Origin of the sequence: Couchioplanes caeruleus, from assembly GCF_023499255.1 — a bacterium.
GTDB classification, from domain to species: Bacteria; Actinomycetota; Actinomycetes; order Mycobacteriales; family Micromonosporaceae; genus Actinoplanes; species Actinoplanes caeruleus_A.
Window position 1 is genome coordinate 7,382,547 of record NZ_CP092183.1, and the last position, 26,900, is coordinate 7,409,446.

The following is a 26,900-nucleotide window of genomic DNA, read 5'->3' on the forward strand; positions in this document are numbered from 1 at the left end:
GCAGCTACGGGCCCCCACGATGACCAGCAGCTTCCCCGGCGGCGAGGACCTGCTGGACCCCGATGGCGCACGGGCGTACCTCGCGGACTGGAAGAGCCGGATCGACCGCAAGGCCGCCGATACCCAGGCCATGAGCGACCGCCTCGGCGAGCTGCGGGTCACCGCGGAGGACGGCAACGGCATCGCCGAGGTGACGATCGACTCCAGCGGGGTCCTCATCGACCTGCGACTCACCGAGCGCATCCAGCGCCTGGCGCCGGACGTCGTCTCACGGGCCGTGCTCGGTGCGCTGCGGGAGGCCCGGCGCAAGGCCGCCGAGCGGTCACGGCAGATCATCACGGAGACGATGGGCGAGGACTCGGTGGCAGCCCGTACGATCGCCGACCGGCTCGACGCCCAGGTGCGCGACGGGGAGTGACGCATGGCCGACGGATTCACCGTGGACGCGGCGCAACTGCGGGCGCACGCTGCCAAGGTCGACGCGGTGCAGCGGCGGTTCGCGGCGGTCAAGGGCGCGAGCGCGGCCATCGCCCAGGACGACGCGGCATACGGGATGCTGTGCGCCTGGATGTCCGCCATCCTCGAGCGCCGGCACGTACGGCAGGACCAGCTCGTCGCGTACGTGGAGGAGAACCTCGCCCTGGCCGCGGAGGCGCTGATCCGCACCGGGGACGACTACGACCAGGCCGACGGGACGGCGGCGGACCGGGTACGCCGCGCGGGACGCCTGTCATGACCGGCGAGTCGCTGGTCGCCCCGGTCACCTCGACGCGTACGGCGTGGACCGGCCTCTCCCTGGCGGACAGCTTCCGGGGCCTGCACCAGGCGGTCGACGGCGGCACCTGGGTCGACCAGGCACTGGCCGGCGGCGCCTTCGCCACCGAGGCCGCGGCGACCGCCCTGGACCCGTTCAGCGCCCTGCTCTCCAACGGCCTCGGCTGGGCGATGGAGTATTTCGACCCGCTCCGCGAGATGCTCGACAAGCTGGCCGGCATCCCGGACCGCGTCGCCTCCCACGCCACCACCTGGACGAACATGGCCGCCGAACTCCAGTCGATGGCCACCGACCTCGAGTCGGCCCTCACCTCGGACCTGCCCGACTGGCAGGGACCGGCCGCGGAGACGTACCAGAACCTGATGGCCAACAACGTCGACGCCCTGGACGGCCTCGGCGTGCTGGCCGCGACGATGGCCGCGGCCACCCAGGCGGCCGGCAACCTGGTCACCTTCACCCGCGACATCGTCCGCGACCTGATCGCGGACCTGGTCGCCCGCGTGATCGTGTGGGCGGCGGAGTCGCTCCTGGTCGTGACGATCCCGGTGGTGGCCGCCCAGATCGCCTCGGCGGTGGTGAAGTGGGCGGGCCGCATCCTGAGCTACACGAGCGCGCTGATCACCAGCCTCCAGAACCTGACAACCCTCCTCGAAGGCTGAATCGTGCCACGAAGGCCGCACGGAGGAGACGAAGAGAGCGGCCCGCACCGGGGGCGCGGGCACGGCGGTGTGCAGAGCGTGCGAGGCGGCGAGGACGCTCTCGAGGAGGTGGCGGGGGCGGGGCGGGCCGGCGCGAGACGACAGCCGGACCACTTCGTGACCCGCATGACGGGCGAGCCGGGCGGCACCCCGACCGGCCACCCGACCCCGGTCAGCTCGAAGCAGGACGCCGAGGTGCAGCGTTCCCTCGAGATGGAGAATGCTGCCGCCCAAGCTTTGGCCGCCAAGGGCTACCGCATCAAGCAGAACCCATCGCTGGACGAGGTGACCCGCGCCCGAGATGCCACCGGAGACACCGGCCGTCCCACGTCGGAACCCGACTACTTGCTCGAGGGCCGGGTCTTCGATTGCTACTCCCCCACCAAACCGACCAAGAACGTCCGGGGTATCTGGTCCGAGGTACAGGAGAAGGTCGCCGACGGCCAGACACAGCGGGTCGTAGTCAACCTGCAAGACTGGCGCGGGGACGTATCGGCTCTCCGCACGCAGTTTCGCGACTGGCCCGTACCCGACCTGAAAGAGGTCAAGGTCATCACATCCGATGGTGAGATCGTCCCCTTCATTCCGGAGCAGTGAGCACGATGCGGAGTTCGCGAACATGGCGCTCGATTACCGGCTGACTCTGGCCGGCACCACTCCCGTGGACCAGGTTGCCGAACGGGCCTATCCGGATCCGGATGAGCGCCCGACGGGAACGCCTCCTCTGCTGTCCGCCGATCTGCTGGAGCGCCTCGGATTCAGCACAACGGTCCGTGCAGGGCGCAACGGATACGTCGATGTCCTCTCCGACGACGGCTCGTGGGAGTGGGAGCCCGAGGAGTACGTCAATCTCGGATTCCGCATGGACAAGTTCGCCGACCCGCAGTGGAACATCTCGAACATGCTGACGGTCGTACGTCGCGTGCTGACGAGCGGCTCGGAAGACGCGGCCTTCGTCTTCAACGGTGATGTGCTGCTCTTGACCAGGCTCGGCGGCGAGCTGGTCAAGCATCGCCGTGATGGCTGGTGGAGCAGCTACGCCGGCGCCGACGACATCATTCCGGGGTGAGCGGTGGCTTCCGTGAGTTCGGCGTGGGACCCGGACAGCCCTGATTTCCTCGCGGCGCAACACCGCGCCGCCGTACGCGATCGCGTGCTTTCCGGCACGTACGTGCTGGTCGACGGGGAACTGTTGCGGCGGGCCCACGGGTCGGGACCCGTGGCGCCCGAGCGTGTGGAGTTGACCGTCTCCTTCACCACGACCGCACGTCACCGGGACGGCGCCGTCCTGGAGCTGACCGCGCCGGACGGCGACGGGGTCCGCGCGATCTGGTGGCGGGGCCTCAACAACGACGCCGCCGAGACCATCCCGGCCGGGTTCGGGTGGGAGAAGAACGACGACTACCACTACGGGACGGTCGGATGGGCGGAGCTCGACGACATGGCGGTGTCGGCCGAGCTCCGCCCCCGGTGACGGCGTCAGCCCTTGAGCAGCTGGCGCGCCATCACGATGCGCTGGACCTGGTTGGTGCCTTCGTAGATCTGGGTGATTTTCGCGTCGCGCATCATGCGCTCCACGGGGTAGTCGCGGGTGTAGCCGTACCCGCCCAGGATCTGCACCGCGTCCGTCGTGATCTCCATGGCCGCGTCCGAGGCGAAGCACTTGGCCGCCGCCCCGAAGTACGTGAGGTCCGCGTCGCCCCGTTCGCTCTTGCCGGCCGCCACGTACGTCATCTGGCGGGCCGCCTCGAGCTTCATGCCCATGTCGGCGAGCATGAACTGCAGGCCCTGGAAGTCGGCGATGGGCTTGCCGAACTGCTTGCGTTCCTTCGCGTACCCGAGGGCGAAGTCGAGCGCGCCCTGCGCGATGCCGACGGCCTGGGCCGCGATGGTGACGCGGGTGTGGTCGAGGGTCTTCATCGCGGTCGCGAAGCCGGTGCCCTCGTCGCCGATGATGCGGTCCGCCGGGATGCGGACGTTGTCGAAGTAGACCTCTCGGGTGGGGCTGCCCTTGATGCCGAGCTTCTTCTCCGGCGCGCCGAAGCTGACGCCCTCGTCGGACTTCTCCACGACGAAGGCGGAGATGCCGCGGGAGCGGGCGGCGGGGTCCGTCACCGCGAAGACCGTGTAGTACTCCGAGACGCCCGCGTTGGTGATCCAGCGCTTGACGCCGTTGAGGATCCAGTAGTCGCCGTCGCGGACGGCGCGGGTGGTCATGGAGGCGGCGTCGCTGCCCGCTTCGGGCTCCGACAGACAGTACGAGAACATCGCCTCGCCGCGGGCCACGGGCGGGAGGTAGCGCTCCTTCAGAGACTCGGAGCCCGCAAGGATCAGGGGCATCGTGCCGAGCTTGTTCACCGCCGGGATGAGCGAGGAGCTGGCGCAGGCGCGGGCCACCTCTTCGATGACGATCGCCGTGGCCAGGGCGTCCGCGCCGGCGCCGCCGTACTCGACCGGGATGTGCGGGGCGTGGAAGTCCGAGGAGCGCAGGGCCTCGTACGACGCCTTGGGGAACTCGCCGCTCTCGTCGGCCTCCGCCGCGTTCGGGGCCACGCGGGCGTCGCAGACCTCGCGGACGGCCGCCCGGATGGTCTCGTGGTCCTCCGGCAGCTGGTAGACGTCGAACTCAGACATGGCTGTGGCCCCTTCTCTGCGACTCCGCCGCCCTATGTTACCGACGCGTAGGGTACGCGCACTATCCTCGCCCCGGACGGCGGTCGGACGGTTTGTGCGACCCCGTGAGAAGGTGTTTGCCACGTACCCCTGGTGACTGGAGTTCACAGCGTGACCATCCCGTACCCGACCACGCAGACCGTACCCGCGTTCCCGGAGGTCGAGGTGCCGTCCGGCGCTCCCCGGCCGCGGCTGGCGTTCCTCGGCACGGGTTACCTGGGTGCCACGTACGCCATCTGCTTCGCCGAGCTGGGCTACGACGTGCTCGGCTTCGACGTGGACGAGCCGAAGATCGCGAAGCTGGCCGCGGGGCAGGTGCCGTTCCACGAGCCGGGGCTGGACGAGCTGCTGCGGGCCAACCTGAACTCCGGGCGGCTGCGGTTCACGACCTCGTACGAGGAGGTCGCCGAGTTCGCCGACGTGCACTTCATCTGTGTGGGCACCCCGCAGCGCGGCGACGGGATGGGCGCGGACCTGGCGTACGTCGAGGCGTCGGTGACCAATCTCGCCCGCCACCTCAAGCGCCGGGCGTTGATCGTGGGCAAGTCCACGGTGCCGGTGGGTACGGCCGAGTGGGTGGAGCAGCTGGTCGCCAAGCACACCGACCCGGAGCTGGGCATCGAGGTGGCGTGGTCGCCGGAGTTCCTGCAGGAGGGCTTCGCGGTCGAGGACGTGCTGCGCCCCAACCGGATCGTGGTCGGTGTGAAGACCGAGTGGGCCAACGGCATGCTCTACGCCGCGCACAAGGGTGTGTTCGACCTGGCCGCCACCGAGGACCGGGAGGTGCCGCTGGTGGTGACCGACTTCGCCACGGCGGAGCTGGTCAAGGTCGCCGCGAACGCGTTCCTGGCCACGAAGATCAGCTTCATCAACGCCATGGCCGAGGTGTGCGAGGTCGCCGGCGGCGACGTGACCCAGCTGGCCAAGGCGATCGGGTACGACCCGCGCATCGGTAACCGGTTCCTGCAGGCTGGGGTCGGGTTCGGCGGCGGCTGCCTGCCCAAGGACATCCGCGCGTTCCAGGCCCGCGCGCAGGAACTCGGCGCCGGTGAGGCGCTGCGGTTCCTGCACGAGGTCGACCTGATCAACCAGCGGCGGCGCACCAAGGTGCTGCAGCTCGCGGCGGAGCTGCTGGGCCGCCGCTCGGGCCCGGCGGGCCCGGACCTGTCCGGCACCCGCATCGCCGTGCTCGGCGCCGCGTTCAAGCCCAACTCCGACGACGTACGCGACGCGCCCGCGCTCGCCGTCGCCGCGGGACTGGCCAAGGCCGGCGCCGACGTGCACGTGTACGACCCGCAGGGCATGGACAACGCGCGGACGGTGCAGCCGCAGCTCACGTACGAGACCTCCATGGCGGAGGCGGTCGCCGGCGCCGAACTGGTGTGCGTGCTCACCGAGTGGGCGGAGTTCCGCAACGCCGACCCGCAGGCGCTGGGCGAGACGGTCGCCGGCAAGCGCGTCATCGACGGCAAGAACTGCCTGGACCCGGTCCTGTGGGCGCGGGCCGGCTGGCAGTACCGCGGCATGGGACGGCCCGCCCCGGCACTCTGACGACTGACCGATTTCCGGCCACGGCCGCGAACCTGCCGGGTTCGCGGCCGTTTCCATTGATCTCGACCCGCTTGGGACTGTTCTAATGAGGTGTCGGGAAGGCATGCTCGGGGTGGGTCGGGTCAAGGAGGTGCCGTGGCGCAGGCGCAGGAGCCGGACAGCTACGACGAGGAGTTGGCCCGTATCGAGGCGTCGATCGCGGAACTGAAGATCCGTGATCTGGCGGCGGCCAAGGAACGCACGAACATCGCGAGCAAGATCCAGGCCGCGCAGTTCCAGCGGGACATCCTCGCGCACGCCAACCAGCAGCGGAAACGCGCCGCGGCGAAGGCAGCCAGCCGGCGCATCCGGCTGCGCACGCCCGGAGCCGCCCAGACCTCCGGCGCCCCCGCGGCAACCGGCTCCCCGGTGGCGACCGGCTCCCCCATGGCGAGCGGCTCCCCCGTGGCGACCGGCTCCCCCGTGGCTGCCGGTGCGCCCTCGGCCGCCGCACCCGCCGAGGGCCGGCCGTCCTGGTCACCGCCGGGCACGCCGTACACCGGGCCGCCCGGGCACGCCACCGACGGGGTGACCGTGCTGGTCGACGACCCGCCGCCCACCGAGGAGCCGCCGCCGGCCGCACCGCCGCGGCGCCCGCGGGTCGCGCCGCTGCCGCCCCAGCCGCCGGCGCACGAGCCGGAGACCTCGTCGCAGTCGGTGCAGAACATCCTGCTCGGCCTCAGCGCGCTCGTCCTCGGCGTCGCCGCCGTCGTCTTCGCCGGCGCGACCAGCAACGGCGTGGGCCGCGCCTTCATCCTCGCCCTCTTCACCGCGGTCGCACTGGCGGCCGCGCCCGTGATCGCCCGCCGCGGCCTCACCTCGACCGGTGAGACGCTCGCGGCGGTGGGGCTCATCCTGCTGCCGATGAGCCTGTACGCCCTGCACGGCAGTCCCGCGTTCGGCGGCTCCCGCGTGCCCGCCCCGGTGTTCCTCGGCGTCACGCTGCTGATCACCGCGGCGGCGTCGTTCGTCTACGCCGGTGTCACGCGGCTCGCCGCCCCGCGGTACGCCACGGTCGTCGCCGTGCAGCCGGTGCCGCCGCTGCTGGCGTACCCGATGATCGAGAGCCCGGCCGGATGGGCGCTGGCGCTCACCGCCGTGGCCGTCGTCGACCTGCTGCTGCTCACCACGGTGATCCGGCGGGGCCGGCTGGTGCCGCGCTGGCCGGTGGGACGCCCCGTCGCCGGCGACCGGGAGTCGCTGGCCGAGGCCGACGCCCGGGACATCGGCGCCCGCGACTTCGAGTCGCGCGACGACCCGGCGGACCCGGGCTCCTACAGCGCCGCCGCGCAGGCCACCGAGGCCGATCCGGCCGCCGCCGACGCGGACTTCGACACGCCGGACCGGCCCGAGTCCCGGCCCGAGGAACCCGACCTGATCATCGACGGGCTCACCGGGCGCCGCCGACGGCGCTGGCTGCCCACGCGGATCTTCCCCGGGCCCCGACCGGCCGGCGCGCCCGCCGCCGGCTCGGTGCCGCTCGCGCCGCCCGCCACACCGCCGTCGGCCGGCTGGCTGCGGCAGCTGACCTTCAGCCTGCTGTGCATCGCCGCGGCCGGCGCGCTGCTGTACGCCACCGCCGCACTGCTGAGCGCGGACGCCGTGGTGGACGCCGTACGCTCCGGATTGATCTTGATCCTCGCCGCCGTGATCGTGTCCGCGGCCGCGCGCATGGTCGACCAGATCCTCGCGCGCAACATCGCCGGGGCCGTGCTGACCCTGGCGATCATCGGCGCCTGCGCCCGCATCGCGGCGGTGGGCTCGCCGGCCTGGACCCTCGCCGCCGCGTCCGCCGCCGTCGCCGTCACCGGGGCCGCCGTGCGCATGCTCGCGGACGAGGTGCGGCGCGGACCGCAGTACGCGTCGGCCGCCGCCCTCACGCTCATCGGCCTGTTCGTCGCCGTCGACGCCCTCCGCGCGGCTCTCGCGCCGGTGCAGGCGGCACGGCCGGTGTGGAACGCGGACACCGCCGCCTACGCGGGCCGGCTCGCCGCGGCCGCGGGCGAATCGGGGTGGCTGCTGGCCCTGAGCGCGCTGCTGCTGACCGTGGCGGCCGCGCTCGCCCTGCCGGCCGAGTACAGGTGGGAAGGCGCGGTGACCGGGGTCGCGCTGACCGCCCTGTCCGTGCCGTCGTCGCTGGGCCTGCCCTGGTCGGAGGCGCCCTGGCCGCTGGTCGTGGCGGCCATCGGCATCGGCGCGGCCGGCCTGCTCGCGCCGACCCGCCGGGTCGCGGTCGCGCACATCGCGGCCGCGGGCGTCGTCGGCCTCTTCGGCGCCGGCGCCGCGCTGAGCGCGTCGTGGCTGACCGCCGCGGTCCTCACCGCGCTGGCCGGCGCGGGCGTGATGGTCGCGGTCGCGGCCCGCCAGATCCCGGTACGCCTGTACGCCTGGCTGATCGGCGACTGGGCGTCCGGGGCGGCGGCTCTGGCCATCCCCGGGGCCGTGGTCACCGCGGTCCTGGCCGTCCACGACCGCGGCGACGGGCCACCGCCCACCGAGGCCGTCACCGTCCCCGCGCTGGCCCTCGGCTTCCTCGCCGTCGCCGGCACGCTCACGTACGCGGCGGTGTTCCAGGTGGCCCGGCGCGAGGTCAGCGTCCCGTTGACCGCCGGAACCGGGCTGGGGGCAGTCGCCCTGGCGCTCGCCGCTCTGCTGGCACCGGGCTCCACCGCGCCGGACGTCTGGGTGGGCGCGCTCCTGCTGGCCGCCGCCTTCCTCCTTTTCTTCGCGAAGTCGCTGGACAACGGCCGGCGTGCGGACCGGATGCTCGACGGGCCCGACATCGCCGCGGCGGCCGCCACCGTGGCGGTCTGCGGCGCGCTCGCCCGGGTCGCCGCCCTGGCCTTCCCCGAGGCGCCGCTGGCCGTCGCGGCGATCGTGGTGCTGATCGTCGCCTTCGGGGTCCGCGCGCTGCCGGACGACTGGCGACGGGGTCCGGTCCGCGGCCTGGCGGTGGCCGGCCTGGTGATCGGCGCCATCGCCGGCTGGCAGGCGCTCGTCTCCGGCCTGCGGCTCATCGCCGCGCCCGGGCCGATCTGGGCCTCGGACATCGGCGCCCTGCCCACCACGGCACCCCCGGGCGCCTGGCAGGCGCCGTTCGCGCTGCTGCTCATCGCGGTCGCGGCGGCGTTCGCCCTGCCCCGCCCCTGGAAGTACGACGTCAGCGCGGTCGGCGTGGCCCTCGCGACCATCGGCGCGCCGGCCGCGCTCGGAATGCCCTGGTGGTCCCCTCTGATCATCGGCGGCGCGGTCGCCATCGGCTACGGCATCGCGTCCGCGGCGGCCACCGACCCCCGCGACGCCCTCGACCGGGCCGGGGTGGCGGCCGTGGTGGCCCTGCACGCCGCCGGCGCGGGCCTGATCCGGCCCTGGGCCACCGCGGTCGCGCTGAGCCTCATCATCGTGGCGTGCGTGCTCACGGCCTGGCTCTCACGGATCCGCTTCAACCCGCAGGAACGCCGGGAATGGGCCCAGCGGGCCGTCGCCGAGGACGGCGTCGCCATCAGTGACGAGACCGGCATGCCGCGGCACCGCGCCCAGATCGGCGGGGCGGCCACGCTGGGCGCCCTGCTCGCCGCCCCCGGCGTGCTCGCCGCCATCGCCGCCGAGCAGAACCGTACGGTCCCGGTGGTGCTGACCGCCGGGCTGGCCGGGTCGAGCCTCGCCCTGGCCCTGCTCGCGGTCGCCGGCCCCAAGATCGCCCAGTATCTGCCGTGGGCCACGATCGGGCTGGTCGGCGGGGCCACGATCACGGCGCTGGCCTCCGTACCGAGCGACTACCCGACCGCCCTGTACGCGGCGGCCGCTGCCCTGCTGGGCGTCGTGGCGGAGCTGCTGCGTGGCGCCGTACCGGCACCCAGCCCGAGGGTCGCGGCGCGGCCGTCGTGGCGGCCCGTCCGGCGCCCGAAGTACACCGCGCCCAGCTACGCCGACGTCCGGTGGGGCGCGATGCGTCCGAGCCGCCTGCGCGGCCGGTGGCTCGTCGACCCGGCGACCGGGGCGGTCCTCGTGGCGGCGCTGCCGACCGTGCTGGCGCTGCTGTCGCTCGCCCCGGCGCTGCGAGCGGCGCTCCTCGACCCGATGCAGCAGCTCCGGGCGATCTGGGACGGCCCGGTCGAGGCGCTGACCAGCCCCGCGTCCGGCAGCGTCGACGGTACGTCCGTGCTCGCGGCGGTGCTGCTGACCGTGGCCGCCGCCCTCGCAGCCCTCGGCTTCGGAGGCAAGCCGGCCGAGGCCGTACCCGTGATCCTGCCCGGCCTGGCGATCACCCTGCTGATCGCGCCGATCGCCCTGGACGCCCGCTGGCCGACGTCGACGTCGGCGGCCCTGGTGGTCTTCACGATCGTCATGCTGGGGCTGGCGCTGACCCCGCCACCCGTCTCCAACCGGGCGGCCCTGCTGCGCGCCACCCGCAGCATCGTGTTCGTCATCGGCCTGCTCGCCGGCGGCGCCGGCCTGTCCGGCAGCCTGGCCACCCACCAGCTGACGCTGTTCACGCTGGGCTCGGCGATCGGCGTCGGCCTGGTCGCGGCGGTCGCCGGCCGCAGCCGGCACGCCCGGGTCCTGGGCTGGTTGTTCACCGCGGCGATGGGCCAGGCGTTCGTGCTGGCCGTCGCGCTGATCGCGGGGCTCACCGCCGAATGGGCGTCGTTCGGCGTCCTGGCCGTCGGTGCGGCGCTGCTGATCCTCGAGGCCGCGCTCCCCCGCCTCGGCCTGCCCGAATACCGCCTCGAGGCCACCACGGTCGAATGGAGCGGGTACGCGTCGGCGCTGGTCGCGGGCGCGCTCGCGTACGACTCACCGGCCCACCTCGCGGCCCTGCTGGCGGCCTGGGGTGCGATCCTCGGCCTCACGGCTACCCGCCCCGGCCGTACGCCCAACCAGCGCCGCAACCTGTTCTGGCTCGCGGTCGGCTTCGAGATCATCGGCATCTGGCTCTTCGTCGCCCTCGCGGACGTGGCACTGCCGGAGGCGTACACGCTCCCGTTCGCGGCGCTCGCCCTGCTCGTCGGCGCCCTCGAAGCCCGCCAGCGCCCGGACCTGAGCAGCTGGGCGGCGTACGGCCCGTCCCTGCTCGCGGCGTTCGTCCCGACGACCGGCCTGGTCATCGCCACGAACGCGGGCGACCTGCGCGAACTGCTCCTGCTGCTCGGCGCGGTGACAACGCTGATCATCGGGTCCCGCCTGCAGCAGCAGGCCCCGGTGGTGATCGGCGCGACGGCCACGGCGGTGGCGACGATCCACTTCGCCACGACGCTGGTCGGGCCGTGGCTGGTCCTCGTACCGGTCGGGGTGGTCCTGTTGTTCCTCGGAGCGACCAACGAGAGCCGCCGCCGGACCCAGGAGCGCCTGCGCGGGGCGCTGGTGCGGCTGCGCTGACGCTCTCTGCGGGCTGGGCCCGGGCTTTCGTCCAGCGGCGCGGCTTCACCGCCGGGCTGCTGGGCGGGTCAGCTCATCAGGCGTGCGCGCAGCGCGGCGTCCTTCTCCGCGACGACCTGCTCCAGGTTCGACTGGAAAGCCTGCATCTTCTTCAGCAGCACCGGATCCGAAGCGCCGAGGATCCGCACCGCGAGCAGCCCGGCGTTGCGCGCCCCGCCGATCGACACGGTCGCCACGGGCACGCCGGCCGGCATCTGGACGATTGAGAGCAGCGAGTCCATGCCGTCGAGGTACTTCAGCGGCACCGGCACGCCGATGACCGGCAGCGGAGTGAGGGCCGCGACCATGCCGGGCAGGTGCGCCGCCCCGCCCGCGCCGGTGATGACGACCTTCAGCCCCCGGTCCGCGGCCGAGCTCGCGTAGTCGACCATCTTCTGCACCGTACGGTGGGCGGACACCACCCCCACCTCGAACGGCACCTCGAACTCGGCGAGGGCCAGCGCCGCCGCCTCCATCGTGGACCAGTCGGAGTCGCTACCCATGATGAGGCCGACGGAGGGTGCCATCATTCGCCTTCCTGGAGCCGGCGTGCGGCGCGTGCCGCGCGGGCGCGTACGGACGTCATGTCGTCGCCGAGCACCGTGACGTGCCCGATCTTGCGGCCGGGGCGGACCTGCTTGCCGTACAGATGGACGCGCACGCCAGGGTCGTCGGCGAACAGGTGGTGCAGGCGCTCGTCCAGCGACATGCCGCCGGGCTGCCCGCCGAGCACGTTCGCCATGACGACGGCCGGGGCGGCCAGCGAGGTCTCGCCCATCGGATAGTCGAGGACGGCCCGCAGATGCTGCTCGAACTGAGAGGTACGAGCACCCTCGATGGTCCAGTGCCCCGAGTTGTGCGGCCGCATCGCCAGCTCGTTGACGACGATGCCGTCGCCGGTCTCGAACAGCTCGACGGCGAGCAGCCCGACGACGCCCAGCGCGTGAGCGAGGTCGATGGCAAGCTGCTGCGCCTCGAGCGCCCGCTCCTCGGAAAGCCCGGGCGCGGGCGCGAGCACCTCCACGCAGATGCCGTCCCACTGCACGGTCTCGACGACGGGATACGCGGCGACCTGCCCGAACGGCGACCGGGCGACCAGGGCGGCCAGCTCACGCCGCAGCGGCACCCGCTCCTCGACGATCAGCGGCGTCCCGGTGGCGACAAGCTCCTCGGCGGCGGCAGCATCGGCGAGCATCCACACGCCGCGGCCGTCGTAGCCGCCGCGCACGGCCTTCGCGACAACCGGCCAGCCGCCGGAGTCCCCGCCAGCTGCGGTGCCGGCCTGCGTCAGCGAGGCGGCGAAGTCGGCGATCTCCGCGGCGCTGCTCACCGGGCGCCAGCGCGGCACCGGCGCGCCCAGCTCGCTCAGCCGTTCCCGCATCCGCTGCTTGTCCTGGGCGAACACGATCGCCTCGGCGCCCGGGTAGATCTTCACGCCCTCGGCGGCCAGCGCGGCGATGTGCCCGGTCGGCACATGCTCGTGGTCGAAGGTGACGGCGTCGCAGCCCTTCGCGAACTCGCGCAGCGCGGCGAGATCGGTGTGCGTGCCGATGCGCACGTCGGCGGCGACCAGCGCCGCGCTGTCGTCGGGTGACACGGAGAGCACCCGCAACGACTGACCGAGGGAGATCGCGGCCTGGTGGGTCATCCGGGCCAGCTGCCCGCCGCCCACCATGCCGACAACGGGAAGGCCGGTTCGAGTATCCATCGCGGCCCAAGCCTAACGACCGGCATCCCGTCGCTGGTGCAGGGGCTGTCCCCGCCCACCAGGCGGGCAGCCACCCCGGCAAGGCCCGGCGCACCCCGGGCCCACCTCGCCCGGCGCAACCGCGTCTCCGCTTCGTCGCCCGGTCACTGCCCCGGCCGGCCTGACCCCATCAGCCACCCATCGCCCCGCCGACCCCCGTCAGCCGGGCCTCCAGCTCCTCGACCGTGGTCACCGGCCGGTCGCACACGAACCCCCGGCACACGTACGCCGCAGCCCGCCCGTCGATCAACGTCCGATCGGCCAGCAGCGGCACCCCCGCCCGATCCGGCTCCCCGACCACGATCACCGTCCCCGGCGGCGCGTGCCGGTGCGCCGCCGCGACCAGCGGGTCCGCCGGGTCATGGGTCGCCACGGCGATCTCGTACGGCCCCGCCAGCACCGCCTCCGCCACGGCGGCCGAGTATCCCGCGAAGCGCGGATGCTCGCGGATCAGCGGACCGACCGTCTCCAGCGCCTTGTCGGCCGCCTCGCGGTAGCCGGTCTCCCCGGTCAGCGCCGCGTACGCCACCAGCCCGGCACACACCGCCGACAGCCCGGACGGGGTGGCGTTGTCGGTGGGGTCGGCGGGCCGGGTGACCAGCCGCTCCGCGTCGTCCGCCGTGTCGTAGAAGCCACCGTCCCCGGTCCCGAAGTGCGCGAGCGCCACGTCCAGCAGCGAGCCCGCGAGCGTGAGCCAGCGGCCGTCCCCGGTCAGCTGGTGCACGGCACAGAAGGCCTCCGCCACCGCGCCGTAGTCTTCCAGGACGCCGGCCGGCTGCCCGGCCACGCCGTCGCGGGAGACGCGACGCAACCGGCCGTCGACGAGGTGACGGTCGGCGAGGACCCCGGCGAGCTGAACGGCCGCTTCGCGCGAGGCGGCCGAGTCGAGCAGCAGCGCGTGCTCGGCCAGCGCCGTGACCGCCAGGCCGTTCCAGGAGGCCACGACCTTGTCGTCGCGGGCCGGCTGCGGGCGCCGGGCGCGGGCGGTCAGGAGGCGGTCGCGTACGTCGCGCCACCGCTGGACGATCTCGTCGGCGGCCTCGTCGATGTCGCGGGCGAGGACCAGCACGCTGCTGCCGTGCTCGAACGTGCCGCCGGGCGTGACCTGGAACAGGTCGGCGGCCCAGGCGCCGTCCTCCTCCCCCAGCGCCTCCACCAGCTGCGCGGGCGTCCAGGCGTACGTCAGCCCCTCGACGCCGTCGGTGTCCGCGTCGAGAGCCGAGGCCAGGCCACCGGCGGGCGTGGCAAGGTCGCGGAGCAGGAAGGCGGCCGTCTCGTCGGCGACGCGGCGCGCCAAGGAGTCCCCGGTCAGCCGCCACAGGTGCGTGTAGACGCGCAGCAGCAGAGCGTTGTCGTACAGCATCTTCTCGAAGTGCGGCACCGTCCACGTCGCATCGACCGCATACCTCGCGAAGCCACCGGCGAGCTGGTCGTAGATGCCGCCGCGGGCCATCTGCTCGGCGGTGTGCCGGACGATCTCCAGGGCCTGCGGGGAGCCGGTGCGCTGGTGGTGCCGCAGCAGGAACAGCAGGTTGAGGTGCGGCGGGAACTTCGGAGCGCCGCCGAACCCGCCGTACCCCTGGTCGTGTTCCTTGGCGAGCAGCATCGCCGCGCTGTCCAGCAGCTCCGCCGAGATCGGCGCGGTCGGCCCGCCGACCAGCTGGGCGCCGCCGATCGCCTGGACCACCGCGGAGCCCTGCTTGACGACGGCGTCGCGCTGGTCGCGCCACGCGGTCGCGACCGAGTCCAGCAGGCGGGAGAAGTTCGCCTTCGGGTAATACGTCCCGCAGAAGAACGGCTGGCCGTCGGGGGTGGCGAACACGGTCATCGGCCAGCCGCCCTGGCCGGTCATCGCCTGCGTCGCGGTCATGTAGACGGCGTCGACGTCGGGCCGCTCCTCGCGGTCCACCTTGATCGCCACGAAGCCGCCGTTGACCTGCCGTGCGATGCCTTCGTCCTCGAACGACTCGTGCGCCATGACGTGACACCAGTGGCAGGCCGCGTAGCCGACGGAGATCAGCACGGGCACGTCCCGCTCGCGAGCCTCGGCGAAGGCCTCGTCGCACCACGGCCACCAGTCGACGGGGTTGTCGGCGTGCTGCAGCAGGTACGGCGAGGTCGCCGAAGCGAGACGGTTTGCCATGACCCCAACCTAGCCCGGGGGTATGTCAGGAACCGCCCAGCCGTGCCGGGGTGAGGCGCTCGACGGCACGAAGGGTGAAATGGCCGCCGACCTTCCGGTAGAACCCCTGCTCAAGGTAGGCGGCCGGACTTAGCGGATCGGCACTCGTCGCACACACACCGTAATACCCTGAACGGTGGATCACTGTTCGGGGGAGACGGAGACCGCGATGCCTGAAGGCGAGACAGCAACGCGCCGCCCCCGGGTACTCCAGTGGATCAGCTATTGCGTCGCCTTCCTCACGCCGGTTTGCGCGGCCATCGCCTCGGTGGGCCATGGATGGTCCCGTTGGTCATGGGTCGCGGCAACCGCCGCCTGCGCTGTGATTGTCGCGCGGCTCAACCACGTTATTCAGGGTGCCCTGCAGGAGCAGGCGAAAGCAGCCTCCGACCGGCTCGACGCCGCACTGGGCAAGGTGTCACCACCGCTGGTGGAAATCCTCCAGCAGCTCTGTCTTGCGGCTGACAGCAGGGGCCGCAGTCAACAGCTGGGTCATTTGAATGCGGTGGTGGCAGAAGCGGCGAAGGCGTCCTGCGGAGACGGCGACACCCGAGCGGTGCTGTACCTGACGGAGAACCACCGGCCTCCGACGGGCCGGGCGCACAAAAATGGCGACTGCCTGAAGCGCGCGATCCAGCGGGGACGCTTGAACGAGGCCGCCCGTGAGTGGTTCTGCGCCGGCGCCAACGACGAAGGCAAGGCGGTGTTGGACTTCATCAAAGGCACCAAGGGCAGGCTCTACAAGGACATCATCGCCGATCCACCACCGGGCGTTTCCGACGCGAAGGTCCGAAAGTACCGTTCCTTGATGGCCGTCCCCGTCCGAGCCAATGAGACCGCCTTCGGCATGCTCGCGGTCGATCATCCGAAGCCGGGAGTCTTCGACAAGGGTTACCTCGCCCTCCTCGTCCTGCTGGCGAGCACGGTCGGCACTGCGATGGCCATCGACATGGCCGCAGAACGCGCTGACCGAGAAAAGGTGTAGGGGAAATGTCGTATCCGTCGCGCTGCAACCCGCGGGGCCTATCGTTGGGTCTGGTACATCGGCGGGCTGGAGGGGCGCCATGCGGAACGGAACCGAGCGCGTAGAAATCGAGATCATCCCCGAGGATGCCCGGCGCTATCTGCGCGGCGACATCGACGACGAGGAGTACTACTCGTCCGATTCGCGGCCCAAACGACGCCATGACGCCGGTTATCGCGCGGGCGGCCGCGACTACCGGACGGCGCGAGAGGCCGAAACGGCATCCGCCCGCCACTGATTACCGGTCGCGCACAGGAGCATTGAAGGGCGCGCGACACCCAGTCCGGAGTAGGTCAGCCGACCTCGTCCGCCCGCAGCGGCACGATCTTCGGCGGCGCGGCGTCGGCGAGCTGCCGCAACGCCCCCACGATCTTCTCGGCGGGCAGCGGCCGGCTGAAGTGGTAGCCCTGGGCCGCCGTACATCCGAGGGCCAGCAGGGCCGCCCGCTGGTCGGCGGTCTCGACGCCCTCCGCGACCACCCGGGCGCCCAGCCGCGCGCCCAGCTCGACCGCGCCGCGCACGACGGCGGCCGCGGCCGCCGAGTCGGTCATCTCGGTCACGAACGAACGGTCCACCTTGAGCTCGTCGACCTGCACGCGGGTGACGAACGCGAGGGAGGAGAAGCCGGTGCCGAAGTCGTCGACCGAGATCTGCACCTGCAGCTCGCGCAGCGCGGCCAGCACCTCGTCCACCACGCCCTGGTCGCTGACCGCCATCGACTCGGTGATCTCCAGGACCAGCTGGGCGGGCACCATCCGGTGCCGCCGCAGCGCGTCGGCGACCTGCGCCGGGAAGGTCGCGTCGAGCAGGCTGCGGGCCGAGATGTTGACCGAGACGGGTACGTCGAAGCCGGCCGCCGCCCAGCCGGAGGCCGCGGTCAGCGCCAGATCCAGCACGTGACGGGTGAACGGCGCCAGCAGCTCGCCGTGCTCGACCGTGCCGACGAACAGGTCGGGCGTCAGCAGCCCCCGCCGCGGATGGTTCCAGCGGATCAGCGCCTCCACGCCGGTGGGCGCGCCCGACTCCAGGTCGACCTCCGGCTGCAGCATCAGCACGAGCTGGTCGTCCGCGGTCAGCGCGTCCACCAGTTCGGCGGGCAGGGCCAGGTGGTCGGTGCTGGAGGCGTCGCTGGCGCTGTCGTACGCGGCGACGCCGACGTGCAGCTCCTTCGCCTGGTCCAGCGCGATGCTCGCCCGGCGGATCAGCTCGCCGAGGTCCGCGTACCCGGCCTTCTCGACGACGACGCCGACCGCGACGTCGACGACGAGCCGGACGCCGCCGATGTCGACCGGGCGGCCGATCTCGTCGACGATCTCGCGGGCCCGACGTACGGCCTGCGGCAGCGGGCTGGGCACCTCGTGCAGCGGGGTCGCGGAGTCGGCCAGCGTGGCGACCGAGGGCAGCAGCACGGCGAACTCGTCGTCGCCGAGGCGGGCCACGAGCTCCTGGTCGCGGGTGAGGTCGGTGAGCCGCTCGGCGACCGTACGCAGCACCTCGTCGCCGGCCCGGTGCCCCAGCGTGCCGTTGACCTCCCGGAAGTCGTTGAGGTCGAGCAGCAGCACGGCGACGGGCCGGTCGCGGTGCAGCGACTGCAGCACCGCCTCGCCGTCGGTCAGCAGCGACCGGCGGTTCGCCAGGCCGGTGAGCTGGTCGTGCACGCCGTCATGGGCCACCTTCGCGTCCAGCAGCATGAGCCGCTCGTGCGCGGCGGCATCATGCAGCGCGCCGGCCAGCGCATCCGCGTACGCCGAGACGGCCAGCTCGTCACGCGCGGCGGGCAGCGTCGGCTCGGCCAGCCAGACGGTGAGCTCGCCCACCCGGGCACGGCCGACGACCATCTCCCGCGTGATCACCGGCCCGGGCGCCGCGCCGGGCATCGGGTCGTACGCCGCCTCGTCCACGTACCGTCGCCCGCCGTCGCCGTCCTCGACGACGACCTGGCACTTTCCCGCCCAGCCGGCGGTGTCGTCCCCGGCGCCGGGCTCGTCATCACGCTGGTGCGGCGGCAGCGACACCTCGATCTCGACGCGCCGGGCGCCGAAGACGTCCAGCGCCCCGCGCAGCCCGGCGTCGGCGACCTCGGCCTCGGTCGAGCCGCCGAGCGTCCGCGTGGCCCGGGCGAACGCCTCCCACACCCGGCGTTCCTCCTCGGCCCGCAGGTGGTAGCGGTACGTCCGCTGCAGCAACCACACCACCGGCGGCGCCATCAGCAGCCACCACGGGCCGCTGACCAGGGCGTACACGACGGAGATGCCGACCAGCACGTTGCCGACGAACATCGGCAGCTTGGCGTGCAGCACGCGGGCCGCTATGTGGCGCGGAGTGGCGTCGCTGCGCAGCGACAGCGTGGCCACAGCCAGCCCGAACGTGATGAGGAGGTACACCGCGGAGCCCACGATCAGCCCCGCGTACATCCGCGTGCTGCCGACGGGGGCGCCGGAGCCGGTGATCGCGTACGCGACGGCGGCGCCACCGGTCGTCCCCAGGCTGAGGGACGCGGCGAGATGGACGATGTCCGTCACGGCCCGCTGGTCGTTGAGCCAGGTGATGAGGAACCACGCGCCGGCGGCCCCGACCAGCGTGGCGGCCGGCAGCCAGCCCGGAGGGGCCAGCACGAAGCCGAGGATGAGGGCGGTCTCGCCCCACGAGACGCTGACCGTGCCACGCCCGAGCCGGAACCGCAGCCTGGCGAACTGCGCGAACGCGGCGGACACGACGGCGGCACCGATCCCGACGAAGGCCGGCTGCGCGAGGATGTCCGGGCGTTCCAGCGGCAACACCGCCGCGATCGCGGAGAGCACCACGGCGGCAAGAACAACGGCACCCATCAGCATCCGTACGCCGAGAGCGCGCCGGACAGGCGCAACACCGGGGCCGGCGGCGTCAGAGCGCACCTCGGCGGAGACGGCGGTCGGTGAAGTCATGCCACCTCCCCACCGAACGATCGGAGCTCCAGCGCCGCCCCCATACGACACATCGGAAGCGCCAAGTCCGAATTTCCGTCATGTGCACACCCGGCCGTCCGACCGACGTTTCGGGCCGCATTCGCCGCGGTGGATCTCCGCCCGCGGAAGCCGGGGGACGACGCCGGCCGAGTCTTCAGCACGCCCGTCCGAGCGTTCCGCCAGGCCCCGGAACGGCCCTCGCCGGAGGTGCACGCGACCCCGCCCCGGCGATCTTGTCCGAGGTCACGCCGCAGAGCGCTGACCAGCGGCACAGGAGGATGCACGTGCATCTGCAGTGGAGGAAGTGGGGGTCGGATGATGGTCATCGACGGCCCCCTTTCCGCGCAGGGTGGGGGGACGTCAAGGCCCCCCGGCGGAAGGCTAAGCCAATCCGGCGGACAGCAACAGGGGTTGACGGAGGAGCACTGTCGATGTTCGTACGGTGACGATCCACCGGGCGGACGGACGCGAGCGCCTTGACAATGTGGACCGACCCCTGACGCGGTTAAGCCTGGAAGCCCGGCTCTAGGCCCGCGAACCCCGCTCGCGTCCCTCATCGGACTGCTCGCCGACGGACGCCTCGGCCTCCCCGGTTGCGCGCTCCACATCAGAACTGCCGCTGCCCCCGGACGAGGAACCAGCCCCACCCACGGACGCCGGCCGCGTACCCGCCGTACCGGCAGCGAGGTCGGCCTCCAACCGGGCGACCTCGGCCTCGCGGACACCGCCGGCGGCATCCGGGAAACTGTCAGGAAGCCGACGCAACCGCTTGTTCATGTTGCGGATCAACAGCACGGTCGCCACGGACATCAGCACGATGATGAACAGCCCCATGGGCCCGGCGAGCCCGCCGGACCGGGTGTCCCCGAAGTTGTTGACAGCCACGACGAATTCCACCCGTCCACGGTACGCCCACCGGCACCACGCCCGACCTCGGGATCCCGCATCATCCGCAATCCGGCCGAGGCACGTGAGCACCGCCCCCGCCGGCGCATCGACCCGCTCGCCCGGACCGCTCGCCTTGCCACGGCCTTGCCGCCCGGAGACCGGCCCGCTCGCCGTGGCCGACTACCGCTCGGAGCAACGACGCGAAGCCCTGCTGCTCCGAGCGAGCGCTGCGCAGGGCCGCAAGGGCGGCACCGAGCACAGCCCTTCGCCGCAGCCCAGAGAAGCGCCCCGCAGCAGCGCAAAGCCTGTCTCGCACTCCCTCGGCACAGCACCCACCGAACCGCGAACCGGGCGTAACGGGCCGACGGCACCCCGGCCGCCCGAGACGGTCAGCGGGCGTCCACCGTCTCCCGGATGCCGGCGAACAGGTCTGACTCCGGCACCGGGCTGTCGACCAGAGACCGGGCCAGCTCGAAGTCCTCCGTCGGCCACACCTTCTGCTGCAACTCCATCGGCACGCGGAACCAGAAGCCCTCCGGGTCCACCTGCGTGGCATGCGCGCGGAGGGCGTCGTCGCGGACCTCGAAGTATTCGCCGCACTCGACGCGGGTGGTGATGCGGTCGCCGCGGTCCTCGCGGTCCTCCCACTTGTCGAGCCACTCCTTGTACGGCGACTCCAGTCCCGCCGCGAGCATGCCCTCGTGCAGCGCGAGCATGCGGGCGCGCGTCCAGCCCCCGTTGTAGTACAGCTTCAGCGGCTGCCACGGCTCGCCGAGCTCCGGGTGCTGCTCGGGGTCGCCGGCCGCGTCGAAGGCCGCCACGGTGACCTTGTGGCACATGATGTGGTCCGGGTGCGGGTAGCCGCCGTTCTCGTCATACGTGGTGATGACGTGCGGCTTGAACTCGCGGATCAGCTTGATCAGCGGGAGCGCGCCCTCCGCGGGGTCGACCAGCCCGAAGCAGCCCTCGGGGAGCGGCGGCAGCGGGTCGCCCTCGGGCAGGCCGGAGTCGACGAAGCCCAGCCAGGCCTGCTTGACGCCGAGGATCTCGCGCGCCCTGTCCATCTCCTTGCGGCGGATGTTGGCGATGTCGGCGAGCACCTCGGGGCGGTCCATCTTCGGATTGAGCACGCTGCCGCGCTCGCCACCCGTACACGTGGCGACCAGGACGTCGACGCCCTCCGCGACATACCGGGCCATGGCGGCCGCACCCTTGCTCGATTCGTCGTCGGGGTGCGCGTGCACCGCCATGAGACGCAACTGCTCAGCCACTGATTTCTCCCTCGACCGGACCTCGATGGGCGGGCCCGGCTCCGGCTGCGAAGATGGACAGGGCCATTCTGGCCGATGACACCGACACTTTTCCCCGGAGAGGTCCCCTGGTGAGCGAGACGCGCGCCACAACCCCGGTATTCCCGCCGGGCCGTTACGGCCGGCGCCGCGACGGGCGCCGGCGGCTGGCCGCCCCGATCACCTTCGGCGTCATCCTCACGGCGATCGCGGTGCTGCTGTCCGTACGTCTCTACCAACAGTACGGCGATCCCGCCTACGACGCGCAGATCGTCCGATGGACCGGGGCGACGGACACCCAGATCACGATCGATTTCACCGTACGGGTGCCCCGAGGCGAAGCCGCCACGTGCACTCTCCGCGCGCGCGACTACGGCGGAACAGAAGTGGGAACCCGCACGGTCACCGTACGAGCCGCCGCCGACGAGTCGACGATCAAGGCCTCTGAGGTCGTGCCCACGACCGCCAAGGCGTTCGTCGGCGAGGTCCTGCGCTGCCGGGCCGCCGACGCCCCGAGCTGACCCGGACCCGACTCCCGGCGAAATCTGTCGTACCCCCGCGGTACAACAGAAGGTGAAGGCGGATGGGCCCGGATCGGGCGAACCGGCCGTTGTGCCCACCGCTGGTAAGGTTGGTGATTCGCTCCGTACGCCTGTCCCGCCCCAAGGAGAAGAGTCTGTGACCAGTTCAGAAGCGTCGAAGACCTGGCTCTCCCAGGACGCTTACGACCGGCTGCAGGCCGAGCTCGACGAGTTGATCGCAGCCCGGCCGGTCATCGCCGCCGAGATCAACGCCCGCCGCGAGGAGGGCGACCTGCGGGAGAACGGCGGCTACCACGCCGCCCGCGAGGAGCAGGGCAAGCAGGAGGGCCGGATCCTCTACTTGAAGGAATTCCTGCGCAACGCCGAGGTCGGCGAGGCCCCGACGGCCGACAAGGTCGCCCCGGGCATGGTCGTGACGATCTACTTCGACGACGACAAGACCGACACCGAGAAGTTCCTGCTCGGCTCGCGCGAGATCGCGTCGACGACCGACCTGACGGTGTACAGCCCCGAGTCGGCGCTCGGCAAGGCCATCCTCGGCGCCGGCCAGGGCCAGACCGTGACCTACACGGCCCCGAGCGGCGCCGACATCAAGGTCACCGTCGTCGAATTCCAGCCCTTCGGCGTCTGACCGCACCTGGAACCGACCGCACGAAGCAGCTGACCGCGCACCTCCCCGAGCCGGCCCGGGGAAGGTGCGCGGAACTGTCAGCAGGCGGCCATCGACGCAGCACACGGCACACTGCGCAGGTCGCCAAGGCGTTGCCCAAGGCGGCGGCGGCCACGGCAGCACGCGCCCAGCGTTCACCGGCATCTGAGCCCGTGAGTTCACACAGCGCAGCTCACGGCGTGCCGGGCAGCAGCGTCACCGAATAGCCGGAGTCGCGGAGGGCGCCGATCAGGGCCGTCGAGTGGTCCGGGCCGCGGGTCTCGACCGAGAGCTGCACCTCCACCTCGCCGAAGTGCAGCCGGGGGTTGTGCCGGGAGTGCAGCACGTCGACGATGTTCGCCCGGTGGCCGGCGATCTGGGTGAGCAGGCGCGCGAGTTCGCCCGGCTGGTCTCCCGTCTGCACCGCCAGCCGAAGGAACCTCCCGGCCGAGGCCAGGCCGTGTTCGATCACGCGCATGAGCAGCATGGGGTCGATGTTGCCGCCGGACAGGATGGCCACAACCGGCTCGGCCAGCTCCACCTTGCCGGTGAGCAGGGCCGCCACCGCCGCTCCCCCGGCCGGTTCCACCACCATCTTGTGCCGTTCCAGCAGCAGCAGCAGGGCCGCCGACAGGTCTTCGTCGGTGACCGTGACGATGTCGTCGACGAGTTCGCTGACGTGGGCGAACGTGATGTCGCCCGGGCACATCACCGCGATGCCGTCCGCGATGGTCGCCGATTCGGTGAGGGCGATCGGGGCCCCGGCGGCCAGTGAGGGCGGGTAGGCCGCCGCGCCGGAGGCCTGGACGCCGATGATGCGGATGCCCGGCCTGAGGGCCCTGGCGGCGACGGCCACGCCCGAGATGAGGCCGCCTCCGCCGACCGCCGTGACGATCGTGCCGGTGTCCGGGCACTGGTCGAGGATTTCCAGGCCGACCGTGCCCTGGCCGGCGATCACGTCGCGGTGGTCGAAGGGGTGGATCAGCACCGCGCCGGTCCGTTCGGCGAAGGCGCGGGCCGCGACGAGGGCGTCGTCGACGGTGAGGCCCGCGTACTCGATGGCGGCGCCGTAGCCCTTCGTGGCCGTGACCTTGGGCAGGGGGGCGTTCTCGGGCATGAAGACGGTGGCCTTGGCGCCGAGCATGCCGGCGGCGAGGGCGACGCCCTGGGCGTGGTTGCCCGCGCTCGCGGCGACCACGCCGCGGGCGCGCTCGGCGTCCGAGAGCCGGGAGATGCGGGTGTACGCGCCGCGGACCTTGTACGAACCGGCCCGCTGCTGGTTCTCGCACTTGAGCCACACCGGCATGTCCAGCGCGCGGGTCAGCGGCATGGAGTGTTCGAGCGGGGTGGTTTTGACGACCCCGGTGAGCAGCGCCCGCGCGGCTTCGATGTCGGCGAGCGTAAGCAGGTCACTCATGCCTGAGATCGTGCCACCCGGCGAAAGCCCGGCATCGTGCCACCCGGCGAAGGCCGCCCGGGGAGAGCAACCCGGCGTCAGACGAACGAGTGGCGCGTCCAGGGGTTCGCCACCTCGAGCACTCCGGCGATCGACAGCAGCAGCAGCTCCGAGTCCGGCGGCCCGACGAACTGCACGCCGACCGGCACGCCGTCCGGGCGGATGCCGACCGGCACCACGATCGCGGGCAGCCCGGCGATGTTCCAGGGCGCCGCGTACGGGGCGTAGCGCATGTTCGTCAGCATGTTGCTACGCCAGGTGCCCGTGGAGTGCCCGTCGGCGGGCGGCGGGGTGGTGGCGAGCGCCGGGGTGAGCAGCACGTCGACGTTGCGGTCGCGGAAGAACGCGATGCTCTGCTCGCGCCAGGCGTCGCGCTGCTCCTGGCGTACCCAGCCGCGGTTCCAGGCGATCTTGCCGAGCCGGACGTGGCGGCGGGTGCGGGGTTGCAGCCGCTTCAGGTCGAGCCCAGCGGCGTCCGCCTCCCGGTACGCCGACGCGAACCACGTGAGCAGTCCCATGAGGCCGAGCTTGGCGGAGTACGACGGCTCGGCGGTCAGCGTGTCGTGTCCCGCCTCGATCAGGATCCGTGAGGCGGTGGCCACGGCATCGCGGTTCGGCCCGTCGGGGCGTACCCCCTGCACCGGGGAGCGCAAGGACACGCCGACCCGCAGCTTCTCCGGCGGGGTGAGTTTCGCCGGGGCCCGGCCCGCCAGAACGCTGAAGCCGAGCGCGGCGTCGGCGACCGTCGTGGCGAGGATGCCGTGTTCCGCGAGGCCCATCCAGCCGTCCAGGCCCAGGTCGCACGGGATGACGTCGCGGCCGGGCTTGAGGCCGACCAGGCCGCAGCACGCCGCCGGGATGCGCACCGAGCCGAGCCCGTCGTTGCCGTGCGCGATCGGCACCAGCCCGGCGGCGACGGCGGCGGCCGAGCCGCCCGACGAGCCGCCGGGGGTGCGGTCGAGCGACCACGGGTTGCGGGCGGGACCGTCCGCGCCGTCGGTGGTCCCCCACAACCCCATCTCCGGCATCTTGGTGACGCCGACGACCACCGCGCCCGCGCCGCGCAGCCGGCGGACCACCTCGTGGTCCTCCTCCGCGACGTCGGTACGCGCGGCCTCGGAGCCGTGCCAGGTCGGCAGGCCGGCGACCTGGGTGTTCTCCTTCACGGCGACCGGTACGCCGGCGAGCGGAAGGTTGGCGAGGTCTTCCTGCTCGTCGACCTTCTCGGCCTCGACGATCGCCTCACCGCCGCGCACGACGCGGAACGCGCCCAGCGCCGGCTCGGAGATCGCGATCTGCTCGAGGTGGTCGGCGACCACCTGGGTGGCGGTGGTGTCGCCGCGGCGCACCGCACGGGAGATCTGTTTCGCCGTGGCACCCACCCACGTGGTCGCCAGGTTGTCCATGGCCGGTCCCCGCCTGTCTGTGAACCCTCAGCCGAGCGCCTGCTCGAGATCGGCGAGCAGATCGTCAACGGTTTCGATGCCGACAGACAGTCGCACGAGATCGGCGGGTACTTCAAGCGGCGAGCCCGCGGCGCTGAGGTGTGTCATCTGGCCGGGGTGCTCGATGAGCGACTCGACGCCGCCCAGCGACTCGGCCAGCACGAACAGTTTCGTCCGGTTGCAGACCTCGATGGCCTGGTCACGGCCGCCCTTCGCGCGAAACGAGACCATGCCGCCGAAGCGCGACATCTGCTTCGCGGCTGTCTCATGGCCGGGGTGCGACTCCACGCCCGGGTAGAGGACCTGGCCGACCTTCGCGTGGGTCTGAAGGTACGCGACGATCCGCTCGGCGTTGTCGCAGTGCCGATCCATGCGTACGCCGAGAGTCTTGATCCCGCGCAGCGTCAGCCACGCGTCGAACGGGCCGTTGACGGCACCCATGGCGTTCTGGTGGAACGCGAGCTCCTGGCCCAGCCCCTCGTCGGCGGTGATCAGGGCGCCGCCCACCACGTCGGAGTGCCCGCCCAGGTACTTGGTCGTGGAGTGGATCACCACGTCGGCGCCGAGCGAGATCGGCTGCTGCAGGTACGGCGAGGCGAACGTGTTGTCGACGGCGAGCATCGCGTCGTACTCGTGCGCCAGGGCGGCCAGCGCGGCGACGTCGGCGATGTTCAGCAGCGGGTTGGTCGGCGTCTCCGCCCAGATCAGCCGGGTGTGCCCGGGGCGGAACGCCGCCCGCACGGCGTCCAGGTCATTGAGCGGCACGGCGGTCCAGTCCACGCCCCACTTCTCGGCGACCTTGCTGAAGAGCCGGAAGGTGCCGCCGTACGCGTCGTCCGGGATCACCACGTGGTCGCCGGGGCGGCACACCGTCCGCAGCAGGGTGTCCTCGGCGGCGAGCCCGCTGGCGAACGCGAGGCCGCGCCGGCCGCCCTCGATCGCGGCGAGGCACTCCTGCAGGGCGTCACGGGTCGGGTTCCCCGAGCGGCTGTACTCGTACCCCAGCCGGGGCGCGCCGACGGCGTCCTGGGCGTAGGTGCTGGTCTGGTAGATCGGCGGCACCACGGCGCCCGTACGCGGGTCGGGGTCCTGCCCGGCGTGGATGGCCAGAGTGTCGAAGCCGTACTCGTTACCCGTCATGAGGGGCAAGGCTAGTCTGCGCTGATGGCCGACTGCCTCTTCTGCGCGATCGTGGCGGGCGAGGTGCCCGCGTTCAAGGTGGTCGACTCCCCCGACGGCGTGGGCTTCCTCGACATCCGGCCGGTCTTCAAGGGCCACGTCCTGGTCGTGCCGCGCCCGCACGTACCGCAGCTCGTGGACCTGCCCCCGGACCTGCTGCCGGGCTTCTTCGCACTGGTCCAGCGGGTGGCGGCGGCCGTGCCCCCCGCCACCGACGCGAAAGGGACGTTCGTCGCGATGAACAACATCGTGTCGCAGTCGGTGCCGCACCTGCACGCGCACGTGGTACCCCGGACGAAGGGCGACGGGCTGCGTGGCTTCTTCTGGCCCCGGCACAAGTACGCCTCCGACGAGGAAGCTGCTTCGTACGCCCGATCCATCGCCGACGCCCTCGGGTAAG

General features: G+C 72.4%; 23 protein-coding genes. 13 read left to right on the plus strand and 10 right to left on the minus strand.

Features of this window, described 5'->3' with window-relative positions:
* Window positions 1-19: 19 nt before the first annotated feature.
* The 6 genes from COUCH_RS34045 (at window position 20) to COUCH_RS34070 (ending at window position 2,947) form a co-directional block, all read left to right on the plus strand.
* Window positions 20-418 (plus strand): YbaB/EbfC family nucleoid-associated protein, encoded by a 399-nt coding sequence (locus COUCH_RS34045; protein ID WP_249609262.1) that lies wholly within the window; start codon window positions 20-22, stop codon window positions 416-418.
* 3 nt (window positions 419-421) lie between these two features.
* Window positions 422-736, plus strand: a complete 315-nt coding sequence (locus COUCH_RS34050) for a hypothetical protein (RefSeq protein WP_249609263.1) — start codon at window positions 422-424, stop codon at window positions 734-736.
* The gene (locus COUCH_RS34055) at window positions 733-1,434 is read left to right on the plus strand and encodes a WXG100 family type VII secretion target (protein ID WP_249609264.1); all 702 of its coding nucleotides are present in this window, start codon (window positions 733-735) and stop codon (window positions 1,432-1,434) included. The genes COUCH_RS34050 and COUCH_RS34055 overlap by 4 nt, the downstream gene beginning before the upstream one ends.
* A gap of 165 nt (window positions 1,435-1,599) precedes the next feature.
* Complete coding sequence (locus tag COUCH_RS34060) at window positions 1,600-2,070, plus strand: hypothetical protein (protein ID WP_430641018.1); 471 nt, start codon at window positions 1,600-1,602, stop codon at window positions 2,068-2,070.
* A gap of 22 nt (window positions 2,071-2,092) precedes the next feature.
* Window positions 2,093-2,542, plus strand: a complete 450-nt coding sequence (locus COUCH_RS34065; protein ID WP_249609265.1) for a SitI3 family protein — start codon at window positions 2,093-2,095, stop codon at window positions 2,540-2,542.
* 12 nt (window positions 2,543-2,554) lie between these two features.
* Window positions 2,555-2,947, plus strand: coding sequence for a hypothetical protein (locus COUCH_RS34070; RefSeq protein WP_249609266.1), 393 nt, complete (start codon window positions 2,555-2,557; stop codon window positions 2,945-2,947).
* 5 nt (window positions 2,948-2,952) lie between these two features.
* Here COUCH_RS34070 and COUCH_RS34075 read toward each other — a convergent pair whose 3' ends face one another.
* Complete coding sequence (locus COUCH_RS34075; protein WP_249609267.1) at window positions 2,953-4,107, minus strand: acyl-CoA dehydrogenase family protein; 1,155 nt, start codon at window positions 4,105-4,107, stop codon at window positions 2,953-2,955.
* A gap of 150 nt (window positions 4,108-4,257) precedes the next feature.
* Here COUCH_RS34075 and COUCH_RS34080 point away from each other — a divergent pair, with 150 nt between their 5' ends.
* On the plus strand, window positions 4,258-5,697 hold the full coding sequence (locus tag COUCH_RS34080) for a UDP-glucose dehydrogenase family protein (protein WP_249609268.1): 1,440 nt from the start codon (window positions 4,258-4,260) through the stop codon (window positions 5,695-5,697).
* 135 nt (window positions 5,698-5,832) lie between these two features.
* Window positions 5,833-11,115 carry an SCO7613 C-terminal domain-containing membrane protein gene (locus tag COUCH_RS34085; protein WP_249609269.1) on the plus strand — a complete coding sequence of 1,761 codons (5,283 nt, stop codon included), beginning with the start codon at window positions 5,833-5,835 and terminating at the stop codon, window positions 11,113-11,115.
* A 68-nt stretch (window positions 11,116-11,183) separates the two neighbouring features.
* Here COUCH_RS34085 and purE read toward each other — a convergent pair whose 3' ends face one another.
* The 3 genes from purE to COUCH_RS34100 form a co-directional block, all read right to left on the minus strand.
* Window positions 11,184-11,681, minus strand: coding sequence for a 5-(carboxyamino)imidazole ribonucleotide mutase (gene purE / locus COUCH_RS34090; protein WP_249609270.1), 498 nt, complete (start codon window positions 11,679-11,681; stop codon window positions 11,184-11,186).
* Window positions 11,681-12,862: a 5-(carboxyamino)imidazole ribonucleotide synthase gene (locus COUCH_RS34095; protein ID WP_249609271.1), complete on the minus strand. Its 1,182-nt coding sequence runs from the start codon at window positions 12,860-12,862 to the stop codon at window positions 11,681-11,683. The genes purE and COUCH_RS34095 overlap by 1 nt, the downstream gene beginning before the upstream one ends.
* A 169-nt stretch (window positions 12,863-13,031) precedes the next feature.
* Window positions 13,032-15,044, minus strand: a complete 2,013-nt coding sequence (locus COUCH_RS34100) for a thioredoxin domain-containing protein (protein WP_249609272.1) — start codon at window positions 15,042-15,044, stop codon at window positions 13,032-13,034.
* A gap of 208 nt (window positions 15,045-15,252) precedes the next feature.
* Between COUCH_RS34100 and COUCH_RS34105 the strand changes: the two genes are divergently transcribed.
* Together COUCH_RS34105 and COUCH_RS34110 are read left to right on the plus strand one after the other, a co-directional pair.
* A complete protein-coding gene (locus COUCH_RS34105; RefSeq protein ID WP_249609273.1) occupies window positions 15,253-16,068 on the plus strand; it encodes a GAF domain-containing protein in 816 nt (271 codons plus the stop codon).
* 79 nt (window positions 16,069-16,147) lie between these two features.
* Entirely contained in the window at window positions 16,148-16,345 is a 198-nt protein-coding gene (locus COUCH_RS34110) for a hypothetical protein (RefSeq protein ID WP_249609274.1), read from the plus strand.
* A 55-nt stretch (window positions 16,346-16,400) separates the two neighbouring features.
* On the opposite strand, the gene COUCH_RS34115 is transcribed toward COUCH_RS34110, so the two are convergent.
* From COUCH_RS34115 to mca, 3 genes are all read right to left on the minus strand, one after another.
* Complete coding sequence (locus COUCH_RS34115; RefSeq protein WP_249609275.1) at window positions 16,401-19,031, minus strand: EAL domain-containing protein; 2,631 nt, start codon at window positions 19,029-19,031, stop codon at window positions 16,401-16,403.
* A 546-nt stretch (window positions 19,032-19,577) separates the two neighbouring features.
* Entirely contained in the window at window positions 19,578-19,886 is a 309-nt protein-coding gene (locus COUCH_RS34120) for a hypothetical protein (protein WP_249613899.1), read from the minus strand.
* 443 nt (window positions 19,887-20,329) lie between these two features.
* Window positions 20,330-21,211, minus strand: coding sequence for a mycothiol conjugate amidase Mca (mca, locus tag COUCH_RS34125; RefSeq protein WP_249609276.1), 882 nt, complete (start codon window positions 21,209-21,211; stop codon window positions 20,330-20,332).
* A 110-nt stretch (window positions 21,212-21,321) separates the two neighbouring features.
* On the opposite strand from mca, the gene COUCH_RS34130 reads away from it, so the two are divergent.
* Both COUCH_RS34130 and greA read left to right on the plus strand, forming a co-directional pair.
* The gene (locus tag COUCH_RS34130; protein ID WP_249609277.1) at window positions 21,322-21,750 is read left to right on the plus strand and encodes a DUF4307 domain-containing protein; all 429 of its coding nucleotides are present in this window, start codon (window positions 21,322-21,324) and stop codon (window positions 21,748-21,750) included.
* 157 nt (window positions 21,751-21,907) lie between these two features.
* A complete protein-coding gene (gene greA / locus COUCH_RS34135; RefSeq protein WP_249609278.1) occupies window positions 21,908-22,402 on the plus strand; it encodes a transcription elongation factor GreA in 495 nt (164 codons plus the stop codon).
* 211 nt (window positions 22,403-22,613) lie between these two features.
* Here greA and ilvA read toward each other — a convergent pair whose 3' ends face one another.
* The 3 genes from ilvA to COUCH_RS34150 form a co-directional block, all read right to left on the minus strand.
* Window positions 22,614-23,837 carry a threonine ammonia-lyase gene (ilvA, locus tag COUCH_RS34140; RefSeq protein WP_249609279.1) on the minus strand — a complete coding sequence of 408 codons (1,224 nt, stop codon included), beginning with the start codon at window positions 23,835-23,837 and terminating at the stop codon, window positions 22,614-22,616.
* A gap of 77 nt (window positions 23,838-23,914) precedes the next feature.
* Window positions 23,915-25,282, minus strand: a complete 1,368-nt coding sequence (locus COUCH_RS34145) for an amidase (RefSeq protein ID WP_249609280.1) — start codon at window positions 25,280-25,282, stop codon at window positions 23,915-23,917.
* A 27-nt stretch (window positions 25,283-25,309) separates the two neighbouring features.
* Window positions 25,310-26,461: a cystathionine gamma-synthase gene (locus COUCH_RS34150; protein ID WP_249609281.1), complete on the minus strand. Its 1,152-nt coding sequence runs from the start codon at window positions 26,459-26,461 to the stop codon at window positions 25,310-25,312.
* A gap of 24 nt (window positions 26,462-26,485) precedes the next feature.
* Between COUCH_RS34150 and COUCH_RS34155 the strand changes: the two genes are divergently transcribed.
* Window positions 26,486-26,899, plus strand: coding sequence for an HIT family protein (locus COUCH_RS34155; RefSeq protein WP_249609282.1), 414 nt, complete (start codon window positions 26,486-26,488; stop codon window positions 26,897-26,899).
* The last annotated feature ends 1 nt before the right edge of the window (window position 26,900 follow it).

Excerpts from the sequence above, each read along its gene's own strand:
- COUCH_RS34110 (WP_249609274.1), top strand. The coding sequence starts at position 16,148 with ATGCGGAACGGAACCGAGCGCGTAGAAATCGAGATCATCCCCGAGGAT.
- COUCH_RS34050 (WP_249609263.1), top strand. The coding sequence starts at position 422 with ATGGCCGACGGATTCACCGTGGACGCGGCGCAACTGCGGGCGCACGCT.
- ilvA (WP_249609279.1), bottom strand. The coding sequence starts at position 23,837 with ATGAGTGACCTGCTTACGCTCGCCGACATCGAAGCCGCGCGGGCGCTG.
- COUCH_RS34075 (WP_249609267.1), bottom strand. The coding sequence starts at position 4,107 with ATGTCTGAGTTCGACGTCTACCAGCTGCCGGAGGACCACGAGACCATC.
- COUCH_RS34105 (WP_249609273.1), top strand. The coding sequence starts at position 15,253 with ATGCCTGAAGGCGAGACAGCAACGCGCCGCCCCCGGGTACTCCAGTGG.
- COUCH_RS34150 (WP_249609281.1), bottom strand. The coding sequence starts at position 26,461 with ATGACGGGTAACGAGTACGGCTTCGACACTCTGGCCATCCACGCCGGG.
- COUCH_RS34120 (WP_249613899.1), bottom strand. The coding sequence starts at position 19,886 with ATGGGGCTGTTCATCATCGTGCTGATGTCCGTGGCGACCGTGCTGTTG.
- COUCH_RS34045 (WP_249609262.1), top strand. The coding sequence starts at position 20 with ATGACCAGCAGCTTCCCCGGCGGCGAGGACCTGCTGGACCCCGATGGC.
- COUCH_RS34055 (WP_249609264.1), top strand. The coding sequence starts at position 733 with ATGACCGGCGAGTCGCTGGTCGCCCCGGTCACCTCGACGCGTACGGCG.
- COUCH_RS34095 (WP_249609271.1), bottom strand. The coding sequence starts at position 12,862 with ATGGATACTCGAACCGGCCTTCCCGTTGTCGGCATGGTGGGCGGCGGG.
- COUCH_RS34065 (WP_249609265.1), top strand. The coding sequence starts at position 2,093 with ATGGCGCTCGATTACCGGCTGACTCTGGCCGGCACCACTCCCGTGGAC.
- COUCH_RS34145 (WP_249609280.1), bottom strand. The coding sequence starts at position 25,282 with ATGGACAACCTGGCGACCACGTGGGTGGGTGCCACGGCGAAACAGATC.
- purE (WP_249609270.1), bottom strand. The coding sequence starts at position 11,681 with ATGGCACCCTCCGTCGGCCTCATCATGGGTAGCGACTCCGACTGGTCC.
- COUCH_RS34060 (WP_430641018.1), top strand. The coding sequence starts at position 1,600 with ATGACGGGCGAGCCGGGCGGCACCCCGACCGGCCACCCGACCCCGGTC.
- COUCH_RS34115 (WP_249609275.1), bottom strand. The coding sequence starts at position 19,031 with ATGACTTCACCGACCGCCGTCTCCGCCGAGGTGCGCTCTGACGCCGCC.
- COUCH_RS34100 (WP_249609272.1), bottom strand. The coding sequence starts at position 15,044 with ATGGCAAACCGTCTCGCTTCGGCGACCTCGCCGTACCTGCTGCAGCAC.
- COUCH_RS34155 (WP_249609282.1), top strand. The coding sequence starts at position 26,486 with ATGGCCGACTGCCTCTTCTGCGCGATCGTGGCGGGCGAGGTGCCCGCG.